This window comes from Motilimonas eburnea (assembly GCF_021295345.1).
In the GTDB taxonomy this organism is placed as follows: Bacteria; Pseudomonadota; Gammaproteobacteria; order Enterobacterales; family CBDFNC01; genus Motilimonas; species Motilimonas eburnea.
On the sequence record NZ_JAIMJB010000024.1, the window covers coordinates 40,265 to 60,244 of the forward strand.

17 protein-coding genes are annotated in these 19,980 nt (G+C 47.1%); 10 read left to right on the forward strand and 7 right to left on the reverse strand.

Going from position 1 to position 19,980, the window contains the following annotated elements:
* Positions 1-106: 106 nt before the first annotated feature.
* Positions 107-1,336 carry a sodium/glutamate symporter gene (gene gltS / locus K6Y21_RS18635; RefSeq protein WP_233073387.1) on the reverse strand — a complete coding sequence of 410 codons (1,230 nt, stop codon included), beginning with the start codon at positions 1,334-1,336 and terminating at the stop codon, positions 107-109.
* A gap of 31 nt (positions 1,337-1,367) precedes the next feature.
* Complete coding sequence (locus K6Y21_RS18640; RefSeq protein ID WP_233073388.1) at positions 1,368-2,549, reverse strand: patatin-like phospholipase family protein; 1,182 nt, start codon at positions 2,547-2,549, stop codon at positions 1,368-1,370.
* Between the two features lie 289 nt (positions 2,550-2,838).
* On the opposite strand from K6Y21_RS18640, the gene K6Y21_RS18645 reads away from it, so the two are divergent.
* The 4 genes from K6Y21_RS18645 (at position 2,839) to K6Y21_RS18660 (ending at position 9,606) form a co-directional block, all read left to right on the forward strand.
* Entirely contained in the window at positions 2,839-3,921 is a 1,083-nt protein-coding gene (locus K6Y21_RS18645; protein WP_233073389.1) for an efflux RND transporter periplasmic adaptor subunit, read from the forward strand.
* Positions 3,918-6,983, forward strand: coding sequence for an efflux RND transporter permease subunit (locus K6Y21_RS18650; RefSeq protein WP_233073390.1), 3,066 nt, complete (start codon positions 3,918-3,920; stop codon positions 6,981-6,983). The genes K6Y21_RS18645 and K6Y21_RS18650 overlap by 4 nt, the downstream gene beginning before the upstream one ends.
* A 4-nt stretch (positions 6,984-6,987) precedes the next feature.
* Entirely contained in the window at positions 6,988-8,442 is a 1,455-nt protein-coding gene (locus K6Y21_RS18655) for an efflux transporter outer membrane subunit (protein WP_233073391.1), read from the forward strand.
* 345 nt (positions 8,443-8,787) lie between these two features.
* A complete protein-coding gene (locus K6Y21_RS18660; RefSeq protein WP_233073392.1) occupies positions 8,788-9,606 on the forward strand; it encodes a MipA/OmpV family protein in 819 nt (272 codons plus the stop codon).
* Between the two features lie 23 nt (positions 9,607-9,629).
* Here the strand turns inward: K6Y21_RS18660 and K6Y21_RS18665 are convergent, their stop codons facing one another.
* Positions 9,630-10,433 carry a LysR family transcriptional regulator gene (locus tag K6Y21_RS18665; RefSeq protein ID WP_233073393.1) on the reverse strand — a complete coding sequence of 268 codons (804 nt, stop codon included), beginning with the start codon at positions 10,431-10,433 and terminating at the stop codon, positions 9,630-9,632.
* A gap of 102 nt (positions 10,434-10,535) precedes the next feature.
* Between K6Y21_RS18665 and K6Y21_RS18670 the strand changes: the two genes are divergently transcribed.
* Positions 10,536-11,432 carry a LysR family transcriptional regulator gene (locus tag K6Y21_RS18670; protein WP_233073394.1) on the forward strand — a complete coding sequence of 299 codons (897 nt, stop codon included), beginning with the start codon at positions 10,536-10,538 and terminating at the stop codon, positions 11,430-11,432.
* Positions 11,433-11,485: 53 nt separating this feature from the next.
* Here K6Y21_RS18670 and K6Y21_RS18675 read toward each other — a convergent pair whose 3' ends face one another.
* Entirely contained in the window at positions 11,486-12,676 is a 1,191-nt protein-coding gene (locus K6Y21_RS18675) for an OmpP1/FadL family transporter (protein ID WP_233073395.1), read from the reverse strand.
* Positions 12,677-12,841: 165 nt separating this feature from the next.
* Here K6Y21_RS18675 and K6Y21_RS18680 point away from each other — a divergent pair, with 165 nt between their 5' ends.
* Both K6Y21_RS18680 and K6Y21_RS18685 read left to right on the forward strand, forming a co-directional pair.
* The gene (locus K6Y21_RS18680) at positions 12,842-13,327 is read left to right on the forward strand and encodes a magnesium transporter (RefSeq protein ID WP_233073396.1); all 486 of its coding nucleotides are present in this window, start codon (positions 12,842-12,844) and stop codon (positions 13,325-13,327) included.
* The gene (locus K6Y21_RS18685) at positions 13,324-14,355 is read left to right on the forward strand and encodes an HlyD family secretion protein (RefSeq protein ID WP_233073397.1); all 1,032 of its coding nucleotides are present in this window, start codon (positions 13,324-13,326) and stop codon (positions 14,353-14,355) included. The genes K6Y21_RS18680 and K6Y21_RS18685 overlap by 4 nt, the downstream gene beginning before the upstream one ends.
* 25 nt (positions 14,356-14,380) lie before the next feature.
* Here the strand turns inward: K6Y21_RS18685 and K6Y21_RS18690 are convergent, their stop codons facing one another.
* The gene (locus K6Y21_RS18690; RefSeq protein ID WP_233073398.1) at positions 14,381-15,019 is read right to left on the reverse strand and encodes a hypothetical protein; all 639 of its coding nucleotides are present in this window, start codon (positions 15,017-15,019) and stop codon (positions 14,381-14,383) included.
* Positions 15,020-15,187: 168 nt separating this feature from the next.
* On the opposite strand from K6Y21_RS18690, the gene K6Y21_RS18695 reads away from it, so the two are divergent.
* Positions 15,188-16,045 (forward strand): META domain-containing protein, encoded by an 858-nt coding sequence (locus K6Y21_RS18695; RefSeq protein ID WP_233073399.1) that lies wholly within the window; start codon positions 15,188-15,190, stop codon positions 16,043-16,045.
* A gap of 119 nt (positions 16,046-16,164) precedes the next feature.
* Here K6Y21_RS18695 and K6Y21_RS21330 read toward each other — a convergent pair whose 3' ends face one another.
* Positions 16,165-16,290, reverse strand: coding sequence for a hypothetical protein (locus K6Y21_RS21330; protein ID WP_285229764.1), 126 nt, complete (start codon positions 16,288-16,290; stop codon positions 16,165-16,167).
* Positions 16,291-16,951: 661 nt separating this feature from the next.
* Between K6Y21_RS21330 and pfkA the strand changes: the two genes are divergently transcribed.
* Positions 16,952-17,914 carry a 6-phosphofructokinase gene (pfkA, locus tag K6Y21_RS18700; RefSeq protein WP_233073400.1) on the forward strand — a complete coding sequence of 321 codons (963 nt, stop codon included), beginning with the start codon at positions 16,952-16,954 and terminating at the stop codon, positions 17,912-17,914.
* 71 nt (positions 17,915-17,985) lie between these two features.
* A complete protein-coding gene (locus K6Y21_RS18705; protein ID WP_233073401.1) occupies positions 17,986-19,173 on the forward strand; it encodes a methyltransferase in 1,188 nt (395 codons plus the stop codon).
* A gap of 9 nt (positions 19,174-19,182) precedes the next feature.
* Here K6Y21_RS18705 and K6Y21_RS18710 read toward each other — a convergent pair.
* Positions 19,183-19,980: N-succinylarginine dihydrolase (locus K6Y21_RS18710; RefSeq protein ID WP_233073402.1), on the reverse strand; the 798-nt coding region annotated here is incomplete at its 5' end.

Here is a 19,980-nt window from a genome sequence, read left to right on the forward strand (position 1 = left end):
TTTTGCTTTTATAGGAGGCTGTGCAGTGAAAAGGACTTGGTGAGAGACAAGAAAAGCGACCTGGGTGTTGACCAGGCCGCTGGTGGTTAAGCCTTGTAGGTAGGCATTACATATAAGCGAAGAAGTTGATCCATAAAGCATTGACAATGTCGATGAAGAAACCGCACACCAATGGCAAGATAATAAACGCGCGGTGGGCTGCGCCATGCTGCTGGGTTACGGCTGTCATATTTACTATGGCGGTGGCGGTTGAGCCTAAGGTCACGCCGCCAAAGCCAGAACAAATCACCGCTGCTTCGTAATCTTTGCCCATGGCGCGAAATACCACAAACACAGTGTAAAGTACCGACATCAGTACCTGTAGGCCGATAATTACCATGATATAGAAGAAGCTGCCTTCTAGCTCCCAGATTTGTAACCCCATGAGCGCCATGGTTAAAAACATACCCAAACAGATATCTTGGATTAACGATAAGCCTTTTTCAGCGTCGTCGGCATAGCCTCTCAAGGTGGGGTTGTTTAGCTTATTAAGTAGGGCTCGGCCCAAGTTGCCAATAATGATACCGGCAATTAAACAAGCCACAAACATGGGTAGCTTTAAGCCCATTTCTGTTAGCGCGATATCCAAGAAGTAGCCCATAATCAGGGATACGTTTAGCCATAGCCAAGCACGTAACACACCAAAATAGTCAACCCGAATGTGCTTAGTTGATTCATGTGGTGTACCTATGTCTAGCTCATTGTCTTGATTGCCTTGCAAGTGATGACGCTTGATCAAGTAGGCAGCAATCGGGCCACCCACCACACAGGCGGCAATTAGCCCTAAGGTATTGGAGGCAAGGCCTAGCTCAACGGCGTTAGCTATACCTAAATCATCAACAAAGGTTGGCCCCCATGCCATGGCCGTACCCACGCCGCCTGTCAGTGAAATAGAGCCAGACATTAAGCCTGCTTTTGGATCTAGGCCAAATAAACTGGCGACGCTGATGCCCAGTACGTTTTGTAAGAAAATATACACACTGGCAAGCAGTAATAACACCAGCAAAGGCTTACCACCTTTAATGAGGGTGTTAAGATCCGCTTTAAGGCCAATACCGGCAAAGAAATACAACAGTAGAATGTCACGCACGGCCAGATCAAATTGAATTTGGGTGTTAAAGCCATAATAGGTAATGCCAACGATGGCGGCGCAGACAAAGCCGCCCACCACGGGCTCGGGAATGCTATACCGTTGCAACACGCCATATTGGGAAATAATAAATTTACCAGCAAACAGCGCGATGATGGCAAGGGTAAACGAAACAAAGTCTTGTACGGGTAATATGTTTACTTCCATAATCTTAACCTTCTAAGCGTGTAAGTGGCTGTTAGTTAAATGCATCGGGTGGGCTGGCTTGCCACACTTGTTGCTGGCGTGTTTTGTTGTAGCCATAGTCATACAGGGTTCTCATAAACTCTTGGTCAAAGGGGGTTTTAGGTTCGTCTAGTGTAAAGTCTTCATCGATAAATGCCAATTTGAAGTCCATATTATGATGCTGACTATATTGATAAATTTTGTGTACATCGCCTTTGCCTTGGAATTTCAGTACCGTCGCAAGGGAGCGCAAAGCAATATTTTCAATATTTAATTCAATATTGTGCCACTTTGGCAACATTTCTGTATTACGGATTACATAGACATGGTGCTCACGTTCGTTTGCTTTATGATCGCCCCTTACCTCATTGAAATTGCTTGGAAATAAGAACACTTGATTCGTTACACCACCATCTACATGAAGCTCTTGTTTGGTCTCAATGCCATCAGTGACATCGATCAGCTGTGGCGGAAATACGCCAGGAATAGATGATGAGGCTAAGATGATATCTTGAAACAATTTGACCGACTCGGGTGTGCCTTGTTTGGCTATTTCACCCATGTTCCAGATCATTGGGCGCTGTGCATCGAGGTGCGTGGTGCCCACAAGCAGTAAGCGCCCCTTGTTATATTCTTTGGCTACCTCGGCTACCAGATCAGCGTTAAGGGTATTTCTGACTATGTTTTGATAGCGTTTGGTATCGACTAAGGAGGTACTAAACAGCGCGGTTAAAGCAAACTTTTTCTCGTATAGGTCATTATCGGTGACACCCGTATAAAAGCCGGTCAGCATGTCATCGTAGTCAGATCCTAAAAAGGCAAACACTGAAATGATGGCCCCGGTACTCACGCCGGTGACGGTGGTAAAGGTGGGTCTGTCACCATTTTCACTCCACGCCGATAACACGCCAGCGCCAAACGCGCCACTTTCACCGCCGCCTGATAAGGCTAAGTGATAAGCAGGAAGAAACTCGCCTTGGTCATCATATAGTAAGCCAGATCGGCTTTGTTGGGCGATGAATTTGTCCATGGCGCTCTGGCTAAATTGATACTCTGTGGCATCACCCCAGTAGCGCAGGTTAGTTTGCTCTAACGGGGTAAATTGACTGATTTGCTCAGGCTCAACAGCATCACGGTAAGGGGCGCTGCAACCTGTGGTCAGAACAGCAACTAATAAAGGAATATACGCTTTCATCTCGTTTACCTCGCTAATAATAGGTTGCGAGAATTATAAAAAAGACAAATGGTCTGAGTTAGCCATATTAGTGAGTTTGACTGTTACAAAAAATAGAACAATGAAAGTCGGCTTATCGGCGTAATCTGTGATTATGATTGATAATAGTTAACGTTAACTCTCAGTGAGGTGTGATTTGTTTCTATTGTCACGAATTTCACAACAATAAAACTCACTGATATTGTCTTATCCTGATTAGTTAACTTGTTAATAATGTGGGCTCTAAACATATCTATGGTGGGAGTCACAGATGAAACAAACATTCTTAATCAGCGCCGTCGCCACAGCCTTGTTAACCGGTTGTAGTGCAGAGCAAAAAGCCATTCCTGAAACCTCAATTCGTCACGTTGATGTGGTTGAATTACAAGATCCAAATGCCTTACAACTGCGACATTATACGGGGGTGTTACGTGCCAGTGAAACCGCCAATTTGGCGTTTCGGGTGCCAGGTACCGTGCAAGACATTCTCGTTAAAACCGGCCAAAAAGTGAGCCAAGGTGATGTGCTCGCCCGCCTTGATCCTCACGACTATGAAGTGGTGGTGCTTGAGCTGGAAGCCCGATTAGCCGAAGCCAAAGCGTCATTACGTTTGGCTAACGCTGAGCTTAAACGCGTTCGCCAAGCGCGTAATGATAACGCCATTGCCAGTGTTAACTTAGATCGCGCCATTAGTGCGCAGCAACGTGCTGCAGCAGGCGTTAAAGTGGTGGAGCAGAACCTGAAAAAAGCCCAAGATGCCTTGGCTTATACCGAATTAACCGCGCCGTTTGATGGTGTAATTGGTCGTCGCTTTTTAGAGCAGCACGAACAAGCTGGCCCTGCGATTTGGGTGTTTACCGTACACCAGCCGACGGGCCTTGAAGCCGTGGTGGATGTGCCTGAAAGTCAAATCGCGCAATTTGAGTTAGGCCAAAGTGCGACGGTGAGCTGGTATCAAGCCGAGCAGGAAATGAGCGCCACTCTAAAAGAGATCTCTACCTTACCGGATCCGATTAAACAAACCTATACCGCTAAGTTTGTGCTAAGTGATGCGTCAAATGAACTGCTACCGGGTAAAGCAATTAATCTCGCCTTAGCCACTAAGCCAACCTCTCAAGGCTATTGCTTGCCGTATTCGGCACTGAAAACCGAAGCTGAACAATTAGCTGTTTGGCGTGTTGAAGCTCAAGTCCCTGAGCTAGTAAAAGTAAAAGTTGAGTCGCAAAACCGCCACACAGTTTGTGTCAGTGGTGACCTAACACCGGGTGATTTAATTGTTAGCTCAGGTGCCAATTTTATGAAAGTTGGCCAGCAAGTTAAGTTAAACAACCCAACTATGAGCGGGGGTGAATGATGAACCTTGCAGAATTTGCTATCCGTCAACGGGTATTTGTCCTGTTCTTTACCACCCTGTGCGTCATTGCTGGGGTCATGTCTTACTTTCAATTGGGCAAGTTAGAAGACCCTTCCTTTACCGTAAAAAGTGCGGTGATCGTGACCTTATATCCTGGTGCCTCGGCCAAAGAAGTTGAGCTGCAGGTGACCGATAAGATTGAAACGCGGATCCAAGAAATGGGCTCGCTGTGGAAACTTCGCAGCTTATCACGTCCGGGCAGCTCGATGATTTTTGTCGACTTAAAAGAAGAAACCAACTCGGCAGAACTACCCCAAGAATGGGACTTATTACGCCGTAAGGTCGCTGATGTTAAGCTTGAATTGCCACCGGCTGCACAAATCAGCATAGTGCAAGACGAGTTTTCTGAAGTCTACGGCATGCTGTTTGCGGTTTATGGTGACGGCATCGAGCCCATTGAACTTAAGCGTTACGCGAAAGAGTTGCAGCGTCGCCTAAAAGCGGTCGATGGCATCAAGAAAATTGAGCTACATGGCGTGCCCCAACAAGTGGTGCATATCGATTTACCCGATGAGCGCCTCGCTGAAAATGGCCTGTCGGCAACTCAAGTGCTAAATCAACTTACTAGCCAAAACATGGTGCTCGATGGCGGTAAATTTGTCGCTGGCGAAGAGCGTATTCGCGTAGCACAAACGGGCACCTTTGAAACCCTCGCCGATATTCGCAATTTAATGATTAAATCGGGTGTGGGCGAGGTAAGCTCGGGCCTGATCCGCTTAGGTGATGTGGCTGATATTTACTACGACTATCAAACGCCTGCGTTAACTGAAAGTCGCTTTAATGGTCACCCAGCAGTCACCTTAGCAGTGAGTGCGGTTGATGGCATCAATGTGGTAGGCCTTGGCGACACCATAAACGAGGTCATCGCACAATACCAAAGTGAGCTGCCTATTGGTGCAGAAATTGGTGTCATCGCGTTTCAACCTGATGAAGTCCATAAATCCATCACTGGCTTTATCGGCAACCTAGTTGAAAGTATTGCTATTGTGGTGATCGTACTGTGTGTGTTTATGGGCTGGCGTAGTGCAAGTATTGTCGGTTTTAGTCTATTACTGACCATTTTAATGACCTTGGTTTACATGAACATGGCGAGTTTAGACTTGCAACGTGTCTCTGTGGGCTCATTCATTCTTGCCTTGGGTATGCTGGTTGATAACGCCATTGTGATCACCGACATGTTTGCCAGCAAGCTGAATCGCGGTGTTGAGCGTTTACAAGCGGCCATTGAAAGTGTCAAAGAAACGGCGATTCCACTACTGGGCGCGACCGTCATTGCCATCATGGGTGCAACGCCTGTGCTGTTTTCAAAAACCGATGCGTCTGAGTTTGCGATTTCGGTTTTTGAGATCATGTGTAGCTCGCTGTTACTGTCTTGGGTTGTGGCGATGACAGTGACCCCTTTACTGTGTTGGATGTTCGTTAAACCTCAAGCTCAAGACGAAGAAAAGCCGGAAAACAAACTGGTGACTGGCTATAAAACCGTAGTGACTTGGACTATTACTAACCCCAAGAAAGCTTTGCTTGCCCTCGTGCCTATGTTGGCTGTTACTGCGGTGGCTGTACCGGCTATTTCAGTTAACTTTATTCCAAGCTCAGACCGTCCTATGGTGTTTTTAGATTACTGGCTCCCTAATGGCAGCCAAATCGAAGAAGTGTCCAAAGACATGGCAAAAATTGAGCAGTGGCTAATGGCTCGCCCAGAAGTGACTAGCGTATCGACTTACATAGGTGCCAGTGCCCCGCGCTTTTCGGTTACCGTTGAGCCAGAGCCCTATGACCACAGCTACGGCCAAATCTTAATCAATACCAAAGACTTTGCTGGCGTGGCTAGCTTGATTAAAGCGGGAGACAAGTGGTTAGCGCAGGAGTTTACCAATGCCGAGCCACGCTTTAGAGAGCTAAAACTGGCCACCAAGGATAAGTTCAGTATTGAAGTGCGCTTTGCCGGTCAAGATCCACAAGTGTTAAAAGCATTGAGTGAGCAAGCTCAAGCCGTGATGGCCAATAACCCACACACCAAGTACATACGTGATGATTGGCGTCAAGCGAGTAAGGTGATTAAACCGATTATTAACCAAGAGCAAGCGCGTCGTGCGGGTATCAACTCAACCGACATTACCTTAGCGCTAAAACGCGCCACCGATGGTGTGGTAGTGGGTCAACTGCGTGATACCGACGAGCTGTTGCCGATTAAAGTAAGAGGCAGTAACACGGATATCGCCGACCTTGAAACCTTGCCGGTGCGCAGCTTACTTGGGCTACACAGTGTGCCTTTAGGTCAAGTGGTTGATAAGTTTGAGCTAACCAGTGAAGACAGCATGTTATGGCGCCGCGACCGCGTGCCTGCCATCACGGTACAAGCGGGCGTACAAGGGGCAACCGCGGCCGAGGTGCGCAATCAATTGATTGCAGGCATTGAAGCGATTGCATTACCTGATGGTTACACCATGGCTTGGGGCGGTGAGTACTATGATGAAAACCGCGCGGTGACAGATACGTTACAGCAAATCCCCAAAGCGGTGATTATCATGATCATCATTATGGTGGCGCTGTTTAACGGCCTGAAACAACCTGCGATCATCTTGATCACACTGCCATTGGCTGCCATTGGATCAACTTGGACCTTACTGTTACTGGATAAGCCCTTTGGCTTTATGGCGCTGATTGGTGCGATTGCCTTATCAGGCATGATCATCAAAAACGGCATCGTACTGATAGACCAAATTGAGCTTGAGCGTGCCAATGGTCGCGGCCTTATAGACGCTATCCGTGAGGCAACATTGAATCGCACCATGGCCATTTCCATGGGCGCTTTAACCACGGCCTTAGGTATGATCCCATTACTATCGGATACCTTATTTGACCAAATGGCCGCCACCATTATTGGCGGGCTAGTGGCCGCTACCTTTTTATCACTGCTGATGATGCCAGCGTTGTACCGCTTATTTTACAAAGCGCAACCCGTTGAATCACAAGACACCAAATTGGCAGTAGAGGGCTAAGATCATGAAAACAGCAAAACTGACAATCATTGCATTAAGTATCGCGTTAACGGGTTGTTCATTAGCGCCTAATTACGAAAAGCCAGAGGCTGAGTTAACCACTCACTACTTATATCAAGAGCAAACTCAAGGGGTGAGTGGTGAAGCCTTTACGGACAATGGCCAATGGTGGCAAGCGTTTAACGATGATGTGCTCAATAGTTTGATTGAGCGTACTCAAGCACAAAACTTAAGTTTGCAAATGGCGGGCCAGCAAATCAAAGCCGCCCAAGCTTATCAAACGGCGGTGGCCTCCTTTAAAGTGCCAACGGTGGCACTCGGTGCAGGCTACCTATCCTACGGCTTAAGTGAAAATGATCCACTGCTGGGGCCGGCGATCACCGCCAAGCACCCTGAAACAGGACAAAGCTTAAACTTGGTTGAGCAAGACAGCGGCGCCTTTACGGCGGGAGCGAGCATCAGTTGGGAGCTGGATCTGTTTGGGCGCATTGAGCACCAAAGCAAGGCTGCGGCCATTCGCGCCGAGCAAGCAGAGATTTATCGCACCGGATTAAACACCTTGATCACATCTGACTTAACTAATAACTACTTGCAATATCGCGGTGCGCAGCAGCGCTTGCAGATTGCCCGTAATAACATTGCCGAGCAAACCGAGATGCTGGAGCTGGTGAAAAAGCTAAGTGCCAGTGGTTATGGCTCTGAACTTGATGTGGCTCAAGCCAGCAGCTTGCTGGCGGCCACCAAGGCCAGTGAACCACAATTGGTGATAGCGAAAAAAGTGCACTTGCACCGCATGGCCATGCTGATGGGGGTCACGCCAGCGGCGTTACAAGGTGAGCTCGCACAATCGGCCGCCTTGCCCGAATACAGCAGCGCCATTCCGGTAGGCTTACCAGCGGATCTATTAACTCGTCGTCCTGATATCGCGCTGGCCGAGCGTGAAATGGCGGCCATTAATGAAAAATTGGGCGCAGCCATTGCGAACAAGTACCCTAAAGTTTACCTAACGGGTAGCCCAGGTTTAGTGGCCAAAGACTTCTCTGATTTGTTCAGCTCAAGCTCGACCGCTTGGCTGGCCAGTGTCGGAGTGCGCTGGAACATCTTTGATGGTGGTCGCACCGACGCCATGATCGATCTTGAAAACAGCCGCTTTGAGCATGCCGCGCTAAACTATCAGCACAGCGTTAATAACGCACTAAACGAAGTGGAAACTTGGCTAGTGGTGTATGGCAACAGCCAGCAATACCAAAAGCAGGTAGCAGAAGCTACCCTGCAAGCGCAATCGGCCGTGAGCAAAGCGGAAAGTCTTTATGCCGCGGGCTTAATTGACTATATCTCGGTACTTGATGCCCAGCGCCAGCAAAATACCCTACAAGATGCTTATGTGGTGGCTCAGTTACAAACGGTTAACGCCGTTGTTGCCCTACAAAAAGCCTTGGGAGGTGATTGGGAAATTTAACCAGTTCGCTGAACTATTTGTTGCCAGTCCATTTACTCCCACCGTTGGAATGGCGCAAATAGTTCGGCTCCTTCATTGAGTAATAGCCTCAATACCTCACTATTTAGTGGCAACATAGTTAAACTTAGGTCACAGAATGACCCGTATATTTCAAGTAAACGGCCATCGCAAACACGCTTAATATGAGGACTAGTGTATCCTATGTTATTTGAAGCAGCGATGGGGTTAGCCATCATTTTGTTACAGCCTCTTTCTCAATCCATCGTGAATGGGCGCCTCAGCGCGAGTGTCATCGCGATGTCTTTTAATCAAAGTAGGTTTAATTATTTAGCTTAAGGTGGAACGATGCGGCCTTTTAAACGCGTGATAAAAAAAGTAGTGGGGAGTATGGGGTTGCTGATGTTGGCAACATCAGTGAATGCAACCTCGGTAGAATTTAATGATTTGATCCCCAATTATGTGGGCATTGGCGTTGGGGTAACCAGTGAATGGGCGGGCTCGTCGGATACGTTCGTTGGCGCTGCCCCCGGTGCCCGAGTGAAATTGGAAAATAACCGCTATGCAGAGTGGGCGGGGCCGTATATGGGGATGAAGGTCAATACCCATCCCAATTTTGAGTTTGGGCCCATTGCACTCATGAGTCTGGGTCGCAGTGATGTGGATAATGAGCACGTTAATCGTTTACCCGAGATTGATTTTGGTTTGGCGATGGGCGGTTATGTGGGCTATCGCATCACCAAAACGGACACGGCGATTCCCTTTAGTACCCGTTTTGGGGTTACGGCTTCAACCGCCGTCGCGGGCGGGGCGAAAGGCAGTAATGTAGGCGTTTATCTAAACACTTGGGTGCCCCTCAGCCACCGTTTATTTGTGGGGCTGGGTGCAGGGGCAACCTTTGCGGATGATAAATACATGCAGCACTATTTTGGGGTGGACAGTCATGCCAGCCAAGTGTCGGGGATCAGTGAGTTTAATGCATCCGGAGGCAGTCGACAGGTGTATTTATGGCCTGCCGTGCTGTATCAACTGTCGCCAAAATGGTACTTGGGCTCGGCGGTGTACTATCAGCGTTTAACGGGCGATGCAGCCCGTAGCAGTATTGTTAAAGAGCAGGGTGATAAGCATCAATTTACTTATGGTGTGGGCATTGGCTATGCGTGGTAGCCATCGGGCCGATATCTTGGTCGCTATTGGCTAGCGAGCTGTTTGATGATGGGCGCTAACATCTGCATTAACCATTGAATTTTGGCTTCATGTTTACGGGTCGCCTTGCATACGAAGCCAACGTCGATACTGAGGTGAGCGTTAGCCGGAGGCTGGGTTAAAAAACCAATGGCTTGGTGTTGGTCAAGTAATTGCTCAAGTAGGTGAATATTATCAATGAGAATGCTGGGCTCGGGTAAATCTAAGCCAAACTGGTGACGAAACATATGATTGTGCTCGTTGTAATCATCAACAATTAGCTTCACCATTTCACCTTCGAGGTTGCCTTTAAGTCCAGCGGTGGCGGTGATTATTTTGCGTTGATACAACTGCTGGGGTCTTTCTTTTATAGAATGGATCCCAATATCGATAGTTTCCTCGGCCAAGCCCGTTTCTGATGAAGTTCGCCATTGCCTCAGTTCAATGGTCGCCTGGGTGTGTGCTCGCAGGGTTTGAATGATGGACTTGCCGCAAGGCTCGATAAGTGGCGTGGCAATGTGAATCACAATTTCTCTGAGGGTGTTTGGCGAAAACGCCGCTGGAGAAAGGGCGTTCGCGAGTTGTTCAAGAGCGGTTTGGACCTTGGGGGCGATGGCATGGGCGTAACTGGTTGGCGCTAAACCAGAAGCGGTGCGCACAAACAGTGGGTCGTGTAACTGTTCACGTAATTGTGCCAGCACTTTAGAGACATAAGACTGCGACCGACCCAGTTTGATGGCTGCCCGCTGCGTAGAAGACGTCTTGTAAAGTGCAATAAATACATGCAGTGCATTCAGATCGATATTCATCCCGTTCCCAGTAAAGAAATCTATGATAGGGTTCTAGTGCCTTCATTATAATGACAATGCTGGTTAATATGTACATATTGAAATCGGTTATGAGGAGTCAGGGTGAAGATTGAGGATTTAAAACTCTTCATTCACGTAGTGGAGTTAGGCAGTTTTAGTGCGGCGGCTAATGTACTTGATTTACCTCGGGCTAACGTTAGCCGTAGAATTGCTGACCTAGAAACAGAGTTAAACACGCGTTTGTTTATCCGCACAACTAGAAAGCTAAATTTAACCGTACAAGGTGAGCGATACTTTGAAAAAGTTAAGCAGATCCTTGCCGATATAGAACAAGCCAATAGTGAATTATTATCAGAAACCACCACTGATAGAGGCGTTGTACGTGTGGGGGTGCTATTAAATACAGAGAGTTGGATATACCAGCTAAATGTGGCATTTATGCAGCGCTATCCTGATATTGATTTAGAGGTGCGCTATACACGTAATTATGTTGATGATGTGGTTGAGTATGGCCTTGATTTAACTATTTTTGTTGGTGATCTACCTGATTCGACTTTTGTTGCCAGAAAAATTGGTGACTTTGGTTATAACTTGGTAGCTAGCCCGGACTACATTGCCAAAAATGGCGCCCCTGAAACGTTACAAGACCTAAAACATCACCGACATCTATTGATTCGTTGGATGGATGGAAAACTCAGTAATAAATTTGAGTTAAATGGCGAACGCATCGAGGTGACTGGCAACTTAATTTGCAATAGTCCTTATCAGTTAATTGATGCTGCAAAGGCTGGACTCGGCATTTGTCATATACCGAGTATGTTGATCGCAGAGCAGCTTAGAGAAGGTAGCCTAATGTCATTCCTTCCTGAATTGACAACCAAACGTGAGAGTGTTTGGATGTTGTACCCTAATCGTAACTCTTTGACTTATGCTGCTAGGCAGTACCTGATTTTCTTTGAAGAGCACATTCCAGCTGACTTCTTGAATAGGAAAAATTGACCATATAGGCTGTTTCTCGGGGTGTACCTGTATCTTGCTGATAAGTAGTGTGATTAAAAGGTTACCCCCAGCCCTAAGTAATGGACTTTCACATTAAAGTGTCCGTTCAAGCCAAATTGCCCCGTTTGTACAATATCCGTTTTGCCCATGTCGGCATATTGATAGTAAACGCTGACCTCATAGCCATTGATCTGCTTTGATAACCCCGCCGAATAACGAATTTGTCTGTCGGCGGGCAAATCGGGTTTTTGTTTACTGGCATCGTTTAACGGGGACGTTTCATAGGATGCGCCCATCTTCAAGCGCCAGCCTTGCTCGAGTTGGTAATCAAATCCAGCAGCATAATGCCAGACGTCACGCCAATCGCGTGTTAATACCACGCGAGTAGGGCGATTAGCATTAAGGTTATCACCCACATCAATTACGGTTTCATCAAATTCACTCCATTGATGCCACTGGATGCTGCCTAATAATGTCAGACGAGGATTGAGCTGATAACTGGCACTTAAATCAACTTGTGCAGCGGCCAGCACGTCGGTGCTGTAGCTGCGACCGCTTTGCGTGTAACCATCGAAAGAATGGGTAAGTTTAGAGCGATAACTTAGCCCAAGTTTCAGTTGCTCTGAGGCTTGATAAAAGGTGCCTAAGTTGAACCCATAGGCCCAAGAATCAGCCTGCTTAAGTTGCCCTGACACAGCTGGAATATTGGGCAAGGGGTTGAGTCCGCCTTCATATTCGGCGTAATTAACCTGCAAACCCGCTGCGATAGACCATTGGGGGTTGATGGCGTAGCTTAAGGATGGGTTAAATTGCAGACTAAAAATGCTGGCATGGGTTAACTGTCGACTGCCGGCCCATTGGGTGCCATAGTCGACCTCTGCGCCGCCTAAACTGCCTAAGGCCAGGCCTAAATGCCAGTCTTGATTGAGTTGTTTGACATGGAAAAAGCCGCCTGTTGGCAAGGTTTTGCCAGCTTGGCCAGAGTTGCGTGTTGGGTCTGTGGCATCCAGGTACCTAACGGATAAATCAAATGCCGTGAGGTTAACCGTTGTTAAGTCAGTGTTGAAGCTGGACATGACCGCTGGGTTGATCCAGATGGCGGCGGCAGAGCCGTTATAAACGCCATCACCGGCGCCAGCTGCCCCCAAATTAGCGTAGCTTCCCTCAGCTAAAAAAAGTCCACTGGCCATAACTGGCGTTGTCAACAGCAAACTTGAAGCAAGTAGCAGTCGGGTTGGATTCATTCAATTTCCCCTAAATTAGTCTTGGACTCCCACGCCTGTAAGCCTGGGTGGTAGAAGCGCAACTAAGATGACATAAGTTCATATGATTATTAGAATAACGTATATTCCATTTAACGAGTTTACTTTTATTACACTGAACTCGCATAAAACCACAAGGGGGTGTAAATGAGCAAACCACAAGCAGACACGAAACCGAGGCGTCCTCGGGGGTCTAAAGCCACTCGCTTTGCTATCAACATGGTTCGTGCAGTCGGGTATATTGCTGGATTTATTGGCCTGAGCTGGGCTATTTCACAGCTGAGTTTTATTCACGGCACATCCTTGCCAGAAAGCTATTTTGTTGATGGTTATCCAAGTATTTTAGCCCTGCTTGATTCAGAGCTATTTATGGGGGCTATTTTTCTCATCACCTTAGCTATCATAGTGTACATACTTTATCTGCTTTGGCAGGTTCATGAATTAGCGGTGCACAAGGCACAATCTATGTCGAGTGCCCACACGCAACTTGTGTTCGCCCTCTCCTTATGTGGTTTGTTTATTGATAAAACCTGGTGGGTATTGGCCATCATTATCGCTTTCGCTCGCTGGGATGAGATAGCCAATCAAATATCTAAAATCATCAATAAAGGCATTAATGGAGGACAGTCATGAAAGAGATCATGCTCCCCTACATTCTGATTGTTTGGTTGTTGGTTAAACTGGGCGTGATCCAGTGGAACTTGAAAAACGCGGTCACCAGCGTGGCCATTGGTGCCTTTATTGCTTTTTTACTTTTCACGGGGCATCGGTTTTGGTCCCCCGCAGATTTAACCGACAGTACCACGGTGAAAGCGCCACATGCAGTGCTCAGCCCGCTGTTTGGTCAAGAAGTTGACAGGGTATATGTAGAGCACAACCAACAGGTTAAGAAGGGCGATTTAATTTACACCTTAGTGTCGGTAGATAGCCAAGATCAAATTGATGCCCTTAAGGCTGACAAATTGGCGACAGAGGCTGAAATTCTCGCTGCGGATGCCAAAATTGTGAATGAACGCAGAAACTTGGATCGTTTAGCTAAGCTCAATGATTTCGCCAGTCAGGCCAGTCGCGATGATTCCAGCGCGCGGATAGCGGTTGAACAAGCTAAAAAAGCGGCATTGCAAGCGAAGGTTGAATCGATTGCGGCCAAAATTAATTCTGCGAAATGGCAAGATGAGCGCCGCGAAGTGCGCGCCCCGTTTGATGGTCAATTGTCCATTAACAACCTGTCAGCCGGGACACGCGTTGGTAATATGCACTTGTACGATACCAGCCGAAAATTTGTTGAAATGCGCATTGCTGATCAAACTTACCGCAATATCAAACCCGGCCAATTTAGTGAATTCTATTTGGATGCCTATCCGGGTGAAATTTTTCGAGGCCGAGTCCACAGTGTGACGACCGGTACTGGTGAAGCCATGGTGAACGTGAGAAGTGGTGATCAACACGTGCGTCGCCATGTTGGGCAAAACCAAAGCTCACACGGTCGCACCGTGATCATCGAGTTCATCGAGCCCGAGGGCTACAATGTGCCTATCGGCGCGACGGGATCCGCTTGGATTTCGGCGAGTAAGCCTCACGGTATGCTTGGCTTTATGGATATTATTGGCGCGGCAACGGTCCGCCTTAAAGCCCTTAAAGCCTATTTCAGTGCCCTATAGGCAGGCGGAAGATGCCCTTTCGATGCTATTCTAACGCGTCGATAAGGGCAGGTATCTGCTCTGCAAGATGGCAGGGGGACAAACGACAAAAGCGCACCGCGACAGCAAAACGCGCGGCCCCGACTTTACTGACGGCCGCCGCTAAATAATCGGGTTCAATAAAGAAGCGCTTAGCATAGCTTTCGATAGCGGCATCGAGACTGACAAACTCTTCACCATCAAAGCAAAAGCTCGTTGGCTGGCTAAGCATCTCTTGTCCTTCACTTTGAATGGACCAGCCTTGAAATAACAACCGTTGTTGCGCTATTTCAAACATCATCCACGCACTTTTTTTAAACCCTGCGAAGGCTTTTCCGCTCAGTTCACTTTGCTCTAGTTCTTGTTTTGTCCAGTTTTTGCCGATGGCTAAATGCTTTTGGTATTTGCGGGCAAATGCTTTTTTATATTGGGCTCTAAAGTCAGCAATATGGTTATTTGCTCCGCGAACCTGCTTCGCCAAGCCCAAACATTCTTGGCAACAGGGTAATATCAAAGGGGCATGTTCGCAACGCGATGCATCTTGTGTATTGGCTGGAAAGCGGAATTGACGGTGGCATGGTTCGCCGCATAACCAGCAGAGGTGGCGAAAATGAAATGGAATGTCGATGGTTTGATAATCAAGCATAGGTTAAGCGCAGCGCAAATTGCGCCAAGTACAACATTTTTAGCTAATTAATAACAGTAAAATAAAATTAAGTTGTTATTAATGAAGTGATTGATGTTAAATTGATGGCTCATATCGTGCTAAACAGCACCGCAGGATATCCAAGTCCGTCATATCAAAAGGGGTTATATGAAATCACATTTTCGCAAAGCCATCATCGTTTCTTCTGTGTTGTTTGCTGTTGGGGCGCTGCAAGCGTGTTCTAAAGCGCAGGAGCAGGCGCAAGTTGCACCGAATGAATCGAATGCATCAACCGAAGTGGAAGCACCCGTTTCAGAGCAAAAAGAGGCGACCAATATGGTGAGCTTGTCCACTCAAGTGTTGTACTTAGATCGCAGTATGTTACCTGAAGGTGCCCAGGTTAGCGTGAGTTTACTTGATGTTTCGATTGTCGGTGGGGAGCCATTGACCTTAGCAGAGCAAATCGTCACGGTGCAAGGTGGCCCTCCTTATGCATTGACCCTCGAATACGATCAAAACCAGATCCAAGCCAATCATAAATATGGCCTAGCAGCAAAGATCAAGCTGGCTGATAAGCTGTTGTATCAAAGCACCGATTATCTTGATCCTTTTAGTGAAGCGCTATCAGGCAACGTAGAGATAGTAGTGAAAAAGTTACCTGAGCCGACAGCGCAGGCCGAATTTAAGAATACTTACTGGAAACTCATCAGCATTGGCGACAATCCCGTCCCAACGGTAGTAGGAGCTAGAGAGCTTTTTGTTCAATTTATGCTTGAAGAAAACCAAGTGAGGGGCTTCTCCGGTTGTAATAATTTTATGGGCAATTACCAACTTGATGGTCATACGGTGCAGCTAACGCCGATGGCCGGTACACGAAAAATGTGTCCTAGTGGCATGGAGCAAGAGCAAGCATTCTTGCAAGCCTTTACGGATGTAGTAGGTTATCAAATTGAAGGGGAAAACCTTAAGTTGCAAAATGCAGCGGGCGAAACCTTGTTGGCGTTTGAATCTCGCTATATGAATTAACTAACATAAAAAAGCCCGAACATTTAGGTTCGGGCTTATCAGTCAAGGTTACTTTAAGGCGTCATTCGACATTGCTTTCTGATTTCGTGATAAGTGACCTTGTCTGCAGTGAGGCGTGATTAACGACCACTGTTACGAATAGGCTTGATTTGGCCATCGCAAGCGTGGGGTAAATCTTGTTGTTTAGGGTTCCATAAGCTGAACCATAGATGTCGATTTCTCAAGTTACGCTTTTTCGTTTGCATAGTATAATTCCTTCTTCATTTCTTATCAGTTTCTAACTTGCCCTGAGCATATGACAGTGCTGGGGCAAAAATATGACAATCTGGTTAACTTTTCGCCTGAACGGTTCGAGTGAGCGAATTCACCACGGATGCGGTGCAATCAATCTAAGCGCCACAGTTTGGCTTGTTAATGCATGTTCCCGAAACAGTTCAATGTTTGGCCATAACCTTGTTTGGATTGTCCTCTAGCCGCTGGTTTGTCGTGCTAGATATGTCCACTATCTGTTGTTTTTTATCGAATAGCAAGTAGGGAGAAACCGATATAACAAAATATTTTGCTGTTAAGGCTAAAAATGAACCTAGGGGTATCGGTTTTTGCGAAAGAACAAAGAAAAAGTAAATTTGTTACATCATAATGGCAAAACAGCAGCCCAAACGTTGATAATTTTCGCTAAATTGTGTTTGATCCCCAGTAAATTAAGCATAATTTGAAATAAAAATTGATCTACTAACTACAATAAACGAAAAAATAGGTACACTAACCTTGTTTTCTTGGTATGTATCTAAAGTAGGTCTACAGCAAGCCTAAAGCAGGTGTTGGGCTTTATGAATGCAGGGAACAGCTGGGCTTTCATGCCGGGTTGTTAAAGAAAATTTTGATTAAAATTGGTCGAGGTAGCAAGTGATTAAAAAAATAGGCGTACTAACTAGCGGTGGCGATGCTCCAGGTATGAATGCAGCAGTACGAGCAGTGGTAAGAGCTGGCTTGTCTGAAGGCTTAGAAGTGTATGGTATCTACGGCGGTTATTACGGGCTTTATCACGACAACATTAAAAAGATGGGACGCCATGACGTTTCTGACGTGATCAACCGTGGTGGCACTGTACTGGGCTCTGCGCGTTTTCCTGAATTTAAAGAAGAAAGCGTTCGTCGTGAAGCCATTAAAAATCTCGAAAAGCATGGTATTGATGCACTCGTTGTGATTGGTGGCGATGGCTCTTACATGGGCGCCATGAAGCTAAGTGAAATGGGTTTCCCGTGCATTGGTCTACCGGGCACCATCGACAACGATATCTCTGGTACCGACTACACCATCGGCTTTATGACCGCGCTGGATACCGTGGTTGATGCCATTGATCGTTTGCGTGACACGTCTTCTTCGCACAACCGTATTTCGATTGTTGAGATCATGGGCCGCCATTGTGGTGACCTTGCACTTTGGGCGTCTGTTGCGGGTGGCTCAGAGTACATTATTGTGCCAGAAGTGGACTTTGACGAAGATGAATTGCTAAAACAAATCAAAGACGGCGAAGCCAAAGGCAAGAAGCATGCTATCGTTGCTATCACCGAATTGATGACAGATGTGAATGCCATGGCTAAGCGCATTGAGTCAGCGACGGGTCGTGAAACGCGTGCGACGATTTTAGGTCACATTCAACGTGGTGGTGCACCGAACGCTTGGGACCGTGTACAAGCGAGCCGCATGGGCGGTTATGCGGTTGAACTACTACTAAACGGTGAAAGTGCGCGTTGTGTGGGTATCCAAAAAGGTCAGTTGGTACACCATGACATCATTGAGTGTTTAACCACCATGCGTCGTCCTTTCCGTCAAGATTTATACGACCTATCTAACCGTTTGTTCTAAAAGCTAATATTAGCCAATCTGATTAAGCCAGCTCGGGTAACCGCAGCTGGCTTTTTTAATGGGAGACTCACGTGCATAGCGCAATATTTCAGGCTATTTCCTCCTCGTTGCAAAGGCATCGCGCTTTATGGCAAATATCGCCGTTTGAGTGCCATGATCTACCGTGGCGAGATGATTTTCCTGGGCTAGCCCAAGGGCTAGAACGATTAAATGAAGCCGAAATAGCGCATTTAGTGCAAGATGAGGCTGCGGCGCAATCTTGGTTTGCGCAATATGTTGAGCTGATTGATACATCATCCCTTAATTGGCTCAGTAAGCCACGACAAGCCATTGAGCCGCCATTTTGGTTGCTAAATGGGGTAAAGGGGCGTAAGAGCGAGCAAATCGCGGCTTTTGCCGCTCAATTGCCTAGGTCAGTCACTCATTGGCTTGAATGGTGTGCCGGTAAAGGCCATCTAGGGCGTGTCGCTCAGTATCACACTCAGCAGCCGATCACGTCGATAGAATGGCAATCGACGCTTTGTCACCATGGTCAAGCCATGGCTGATCAGTTGAGGTGTCAGCAGCAGTTCGTTCAAGCCGATGTGCTAAACGACAACCTATCGCATCTCTTCAACGAGGCGAAGGGGGTGATGGCGCTACATGCCTGCGGTCAGCTGCATTTAGAATTACTTGAGCAAGCCCGCCAACATCAGATTGAGCATATTTTCGTTTGTCCCTGCTGTTACCATTTGATCAGTGACAGCGCTTATCTGGGGCTCAGTGAGCAGGCAAAAGCGGTTGGTTTGACGTTATCAAAGCGGGATCTGAAATTGCCTTTACAGCAATTGGTGACCAGTGGCCAACGTGGACGACGGCAACGAGAGACCGAGTTACTGTGGCGCTTGAGCTTTTCTCAATACGTGCAGTTGTTAACGGGCGAGAGCCAATATACGCCCTTACCAAACTTTGCTAAAGCGCTGTTAAATCAGGATTATGAAGCTTTTTGTCGCTGGGCTTGTCAAGCTAAGGGTTATGCTTTTAATGCTCGTCTGATGTCAGACTCCTTGGTTCGCGGACAAGGGCAGCTTGCCTTGGTCAATACAATAGAGCTTGTACGTCAGCGTTTTCGCCGACTGTTAGAGCTGTGGTTAGTTCTCGATCGGGTTTGCTTTTTGGAAGAGGCGGGCTATCAAGTTTCGTTGATGGCATTTTGTGACTTTTCAGTGACACCTCGGAACCTGCTCATTAAAGCCCAATTAGCGCCACTGAATACCTAACGATGCGAGTTATTTTTGATAAAGCTCGGCGACGCCTAAAATGTTGCCAAGTTGCTCATAGGCCAGATCAAGCTGCACCAGCAGCTTGGGATCGACTAACTTGTCTTCCGTTAACTCATCAGGGTAATAAGCCTCAATACACGCCTTTAACTCTTGATATTTTTCCAAGCTAAACAAACAACTAGGGTTAACAGCTTGGCGCTCATCGACAGTCAAACTCAGGCGTAATCGTAAACAGGCTGGGCCTCCGCCATTATTCATACTTTGATCTAAATTGACGAAATGGACTTGGCTGATGGGGTTGCTCTGTTCATTAATCAGCGTTTGGATAAATTGATTAACTTGCTCGTTGACGGCGCAATGATGGGGGACAATTAACACATACTCGCCTTTATCATTGATGACAATTTGACTGTTGAACAGATAACTGTCTACCGCATTTTTCAGACTGACTTGGCTACTGCTCACCCGAATCAGGTGATAGGGCTGAGGTGTTGCGTGTTTTGCCATAAAATCAAGTAGTTCGGTTTCGGCGTAAAACGCTTCTTGATGGTAAAACAAGACTTGCTGGTGGCCGACACAGATGACGTCGTTGTGAAACACGCCTTGATCGATGGCATTCGGTGATTGTTGTAAAAACAGGGTCCGCTCGGGCGCTAAACCATGACTACGCGCAATGGCCTGGCAAGCGGCTAACGTTTGCCGAGCAGGGAAGGTCGTGGGCATGACGTTGCTTTGTTTGGCTCTGCCATAGACAAAAATATTGATGCCGGCTGCTTCGCGGTTTTGACATAGCCGAGTATGATT